At 56.5% G+C, this 5634-nt stretch carries 5 protein-coding genes; 4 read left to right on the forward strand and 1 reads right to left on the reverse strand.

The genetic code is table 11. From position 1 onward, the window contains the following. The 4 genes from WA354_RS18705 to WA354_RS18720 form a co-directional block, all read left to right on the forward strand. On the forward strand, positions 1 to 1880 hold a 1880-nt coding region (locus WA354_RS18705; RefSeq protein ID WP_472814535.1), incomplete at its 5' end, for an alpha-L-arabinofuranosidase C-terminal domain-containing protein. A gap of 35 nt (positions 1881 to 1915) precedes the next feature. Then, complete coding sequence (locus tag WA354_RS18710) at positions 1916 to 2713, forward strand: hypothetical protein (RefSeq protein ID WP_472814536.1); 798 nt, start codon at positions 1916 to 1918, stop codon at positions 2711 to 2713. A gap of 177 nt (positions 2714 to 2890) precedes the next feature. Next, positions 2891 to 3547, forward strand: coding sequence for an NUDIX hydrolase (locus tag WA354_RS18715; RefSeq protein ID WP_472814537.1), 657 nt, complete (start codon positions 2891 to 2893; stop codon positions 3545 to 3547). Between the two features lie 204 nt (positions 3548 to 3751). Continuing rightward, positions 3752 to 3985 carry a cold shock domain-containing protein gene (locus WA354_RS18720; protein ID WP_472814538.1) on the forward strand — a complete coding sequence of 78 codons (234 nt, stop codon included), beginning with the start codon at positions 3752 to 3754 and terminating at the stop codon, positions 3983 to 3985. Positions 3986 to 4254: 269 nt separating this feature from the next. Here WA354_RS18720 and WA354_RS18725 read toward each other — a convergent pair. Further along, positions 4255 to 5634, reverse strand: a 1380-nt coding sequence (locus WA354_RS18725) for a TolB family protein (protein ID WP_472814539.1), incomplete at its 5' end; no start/stop codon positions are given.

Raw genomic sequence — 5634 nt, forward strand, 5'->3', positions numbered from 1 at the left:
TCGACGCCGCCCATCCGGGGGCGGAGATCTCCCCCCAGATGTTCGGGATTTTCTTTGAAGACATCAATTTCGGTGCGGACGGCGGTCTGTATCCGGAACTCGTCAAAAACCGGTCATTCGAATTCAACGAACCGCTGGCCGGATGGCACGAAGTGATGGGTTTCAGCAGTAAAGGACTCGACCGGCCCAAAGGGGAACTCGACATCCGCACGGACGATCCCCTGAACCAGCACAACCCGCACTACCTTCGCGTGCGTGCTGTCGAGCCGGGCTACGCCTTGTTTAACTCCGGTTTCCGCGGAATGGGTATTCAAGAGGGAGCCGAGTACCGGTTCTCAGCTTATGTGCGAACCCACGGGCCAAAGAGTCTTCGCGCAGTTGTGCTCGACGAAAAGCACAAACCCATTGCGACCGGAAATCTCGACGGCTTCGATGGGCATTGGAAAAAATACGAAACCATCATTCGAGCCACTGGCTCGGCCGAGAAGGCCCAGTTGAATCTCTCCCTTGATGAAGCGGGCTCCGTTGATATCGACATGGTTTCGCTCTTTCCTGTCGACACCTGGAAGCATCGCCCCAATGGCCTTCGCAAAGACCTCGTGCAATTCCTCTACGACATGCACCCTGGGTTCCTCCGCTTCCCCGGCGGCTGCATCGTCGAGGGTCGCCGCCTCGCCACGCGCTACCAATGGAAGAAGACGGTCGGCGACCTCGCAGAGCGCCAAACTCTGATCAACCGCTGGAACGATGAGTTCGATACGCGGCCCGCGCCGGATTATTTCCAATCTTTCGGTTTGGGATTCTACGAATACTTCCAGCTTGCCGAAGACATCGGCGCTCGCCCCTTGCCGATCCTCAACTGCGGAATGGCCTGCCAGTTCAACTCCAGCGAAACAGCGGCGCTTGATGAACTGCATGAGTACATCCAGGACGCACTCGACCTGATCGATTTTGCGAACGGCCCCGTAACCACGCCCTGGGGAAAGCTGCGCGCCCAGATGGGACACCCCGCGCCCTTTCATCTCACCATGATTGGTGTCGGCAATGAGCAGTGGGGCGACCGCTACCTTGAGCGCTACAAGGTCTTTGCCGCCGCGCTCAAAGCCAAACATCCGGAGATCAAGCTGGTGGTCAGTGCAGGTCCTTTTCCCACCGGCGAACCCTTCGACAGCATGTGGACCAACTGGCGCAAGCTCAATGCCGATATCGTTGACGAACACTACTACATGAGTCCTGAGTGGTTTCTCTCCAACACAGGTCGCTACGATCATTACGACCGTTCCGGCCCTAAAGTCTTTGCCGGCGAATACGCGGCCCAGAGTGTTGGATCAACCAGTCCAGCCAACCGCAACAACTGGAAGACCGCCATCTCGGAAGCCGCGTTTATGACCGGGCTCGAGCGCAATGGCGATGTTGTGCAGATGGCTTCCTATGCGCCCCTGCTGGCCAACGTCAACGCCTGGCAGTGGACTCCCGACGCGATCTGGTTCGACAATCTCCGGTCCTATGGCACTCCCGATTACTACGTCCAGAGTCTCTTCGCAAACAACACGGGCACCCGTGTCGTGCCCTCAACACCGCAAGCCAAAGAGGGCCTGTACACGAGCGCCGTGGTCGACGACCGATCCCACGAATTGATTCTCAAGGTAGTCAATTACGCGTCCAGCGAGAGAACCGGCACGATCCAACTCGGCGAACTCCAGGCATCCGGCACCGTCAAAGTCACCACGCTCTCAAGCGCGGACCTTAGCGCGGAAAACAGCTTTGCGCTTCCGCAGAATGTTGCGCCCGAAAACTCCAGCATCGCCATGAGTTCCGGAACAATTCCTCTCGACTTGCGCCCCTACTCTGTAACCGTGTTCCGCGTTGCGATGCATTAAACGAAGATGGCATTCTGCGCCCCGGGGAAATCTTTATGCTTTTGCGCGGCTACATGGATGAGAGTTACGGGCCCAAGCAGAACGTGTTTTCCTTCTCTTGTCTAATGGCGAGAGGAAAAGATTGGGATAACATGGAGCGGCGCTGGAAGCTTCAAATTGCAGGTAAAAACAAACAACTCATCGCAGAAGGAAGAAGGCCCATCAGTCGGTATCACGCATCCGATTGCAGCGGTTGCCGTGGCGAATTTGAAGGCTGGACTCGGGACGAGAGGGACACCTTCGTTCTACAACTCTTTAGGGCATTCAAACTGTTTCCATCGCATACCGTCGCAATCGAGATGCAGTTAGATGATCTTTGCGAAGTGTTTCCTGAGTGGGCAAGCGATAAGCTAAAGGCCGCATACCACGTCTTTACCCAATTCATTATGTATCACATCGTGGAAGATATTAGGCGAATGGCGCCCGATAGCTATGCAAAAGTCGCTCTATTCCATGATCGAACTGGAGGAGACGGCAGCTATGATCCAACGATTTTAAGAGCATTCACCCAAGCGATAAACAGAAAAGGCTTCGATGGGAAAGACTACTTTTCGACGATTGGTTCTTTATCATGGACGGAATCAATTGCACTTCAACCAGCCGACCTTGTAGCGTTTGAATGCTTCAAGCAGGCCGAAGCCCAATTGGATGCCAGGAAGGCGCGAAGATCCTTTACGGCTCTTCTGGATATGGAGGCATTCGGGATTCATTCGATGGGATTTCGCAAGGACTCAATGATCGACTGGCGGAAGAGGTTAGAAGCGAGTCATAAAGTAAAACCTCTTGAAGAGTAGATTCCTTTATGCCCCTCAAACATTGGTGCGGTTCGAGTTTTGGGGGTGATTTGCAGTACCCTCGCAACTCTATGACACCAAGGAATTTGCTCACGGAGCCGAGAGGAATTCCCCGGCGCCTTGGTCAATCCCGCCGCATATACTGCTCTTGACCGCACTAAGGAGGCCCGTACGCGCATGGCAAAGAAGATCAAGCAGGCGAAACCCGCGAAGCTCAAGAAGCCCAAATCCCCCAATGCCGAGACGCCCGGACATGCCCCGCCGACCACGCCCGAGGAAGCCGAAGTTCTCATCAGCTCCGAGGTCGTCTACCAGGGACCGCTGTTCCGCGTTCTACACGACAAGCTTCTCGAGCCAGGCGGCAAGCCTTCTGAGCGGGACGTCATCCGCCACAACGGCAGCGTCGTCATCCTCGCCGTCGATCGATCGAAAAACAAGAAAGATCCATGGATCGTCATGGAGCACCAGTACCGCCACGCTGCGCAGCAATACCTGTGGGAGCTTCCCGCAGGCAAGCTCGAACCGGGCGAAGATCCGCTCGTCGGTGCCCAGCGTGAACTCGCAGAAGAGACTGGATATCACGCCAAAAAGTGGAAACCCCTGGTTGAGTATTACGGCAGTCCCGGTTTCCTCGGCGAATCCATGAAAGTATTTTTGGCCGAAGGCCTTGTGGCTGGCGATGCCCACCCCGAGGATGACGAGAACATCGAGTTCCGCCTCGTAAAACTCTCTGAAATCGTCGAAATGATCGAAAAAGGCGCCATCAAGGACGGCAAAACCCTCTGCAGTGTTCTGCTCTATGCGCGGCGCCTCGCCAAAAAACGCAAAAAATAATTCGCGAATTCTTTCATCAACCGATTCAATATCTTCCGCCCAGCCCGGGGCGCAATTTGCCCCGTTATGTCCCATTTTGTGAATCTTCTGGCCGGATTTCAATAAACCTTTGTCCGCGAATGAGCGTCATAGTCGGTAAGGTGGGCGTTTCCCCAAAACATTCGCTCATCAACCCCCATCTAGTGGCAAGAAAGGCAAAACCCTGTGGCTCAGTTCAAAGGCAAGGTGAAATGGTTCAACAACGCCAAGGGCTACGGATTCATCGGACGTGATGACGGGCCAGATGTTTTCGTTCACTACTCGGCAATCCAGTTAGATGGCTACAAAACTCTGAAAGAGGGCGATGACGTCGAATTCGACATCGTCCAGGGGCAGAAAGGCCCTCAAGCGGATGCGGTTATCCGGCAGAGAGACGCAGCCACACATAACGCCGCCTAGTAGGATTAGAGACTCTGTAGCGTTCTCCTAACCGTCATCAGGCGGAAAGGAGAATATCGCTTCCGACGCCGGTTCGTGATCACCCCCAACAGACCAAACCGCGGCTCCCGACAAATTGCTTTCATCTCTTATTCATGGGGCCAACGACGTGTGGCCCCGATTTCTTTCTCTACGCCTTTTCCCTCTCCAGATCCCGACAAATCTGGCCCATCCGGAATAAGTTCGGGTTGCAAATCCCTATCGGCTTCGCGTGCCTCCTCCGGGCCGGATCATCGCCGCGGGAGATCCATGAGCACCACGTCTGAGCGCTCCTGCACGCGTTCCAGCACAATTTCGCGGCCATCGGCGGAGACGTCGAAGTCTCGAATATCGAATTCAGGAGTGAAGCTGGTCAGCTGCCGCTCCGCACCGGTCTCCAGGTTGATCACCCAGAGATTCATGTGCTGCATCTCCCCGCGCAGGACCACGAGGTCTCGCCCACCTGGGAGGAAGGCGATACGCCGCGCTCCTCGTGTCAGTGTCAGGGCAGGCAAATGATGCGGTGTGCCATCGGCCGCGACTGCCTTCACTGCGAACGTGGTGCCAATGTCGGGTCCCGAGTACACGACAAACCCACCATCGGGCGCCCAGGTGGGATCAAGCGAGTACTCCGGAATAAAAACCGTGGGAGGGCGGCCGTCGAGCGGCACCCGGAAGAGATGCGTTACCCCGTGATCTTCGACCGCCGATGTAATGGATTTGCCGTCGGGACTCCACGCCGGGGAGCCCTCCAGGTGCAACGAGTCTGCGACGATTCTGGCGTTTGTTCCATCCAATTCCATTACGTACAAAGGGGTTCGACCGTCCGGTTGCAACGCCGAGAACCCGATACGTTGCCCTTCTGGGGAGATCGCAGGCCCTCCGAGGATTCGCGCTCCCTTACCGCTCCACAACTCCGTCGCGGCACCATTGGCGAGCCTCCAGATACTCTCGCTGGTAGCGGTTGCAGAAACGTACAAAAGATAATTCGGACCCAGACGCGGCGAAAATCCGGTCGCGGTTGTGAGTGGGATTTCAGTGGCCGGCGTCAGCTCCTTGCCGGAATCATCGATCTGCAAGCGCCATAGGGCTCTTTTGGGACTTGCGCGCGTGGCCACCATGCGAGTGCCATCTGCGCTGATGGCCAGCGAGGTGTAACGGTCCAGGCCGGAAGACAACCGGTGGGGGATGCGGCGTTCGACATCCATGCTATACAGCCACGGACCCGAACCATCGGGATCGGTGGCGAGGTACACCAGTGTCCGTGCATCCAGAAACACCGGGTAAGTGACGCGTCCGCTGTGCGACGTGATGCGCTCCGGCGTTCCGCCACTCGATCGGATGCGCCAGATGTCCAGCTTATCGGGAGGCGTTCCCTGGACGAAGTAGATGAACTTCGAGTCCTGCGACCACAGCGGAAAATGACCATGGAGACCAGCCGGCGCTGTGAAGATGGGCTTGTCTCCCGGTTGCCGGGCGCCGATGGTCACGAACAAGGGATCTCCGGACCCGGACGTGTGGTAGGCAAGCTCAGTCCCGTCACGCGACCAGTCAAACTCGGCTGCACCTTCGAGATAGAGCTTCGGCTCTCCGCCGAGTGTGGGCACAGCCCAGATGCTGATTTTGTCGCC

It is taken from the genome of Occallatibacter sp. (genome assembly GCF_049802275.1).
Lineage (GTDB): Bacteria > Acidobacteriota > Terriglobia > Terriglobales > Acidobacteriaceae > Telmatobacter.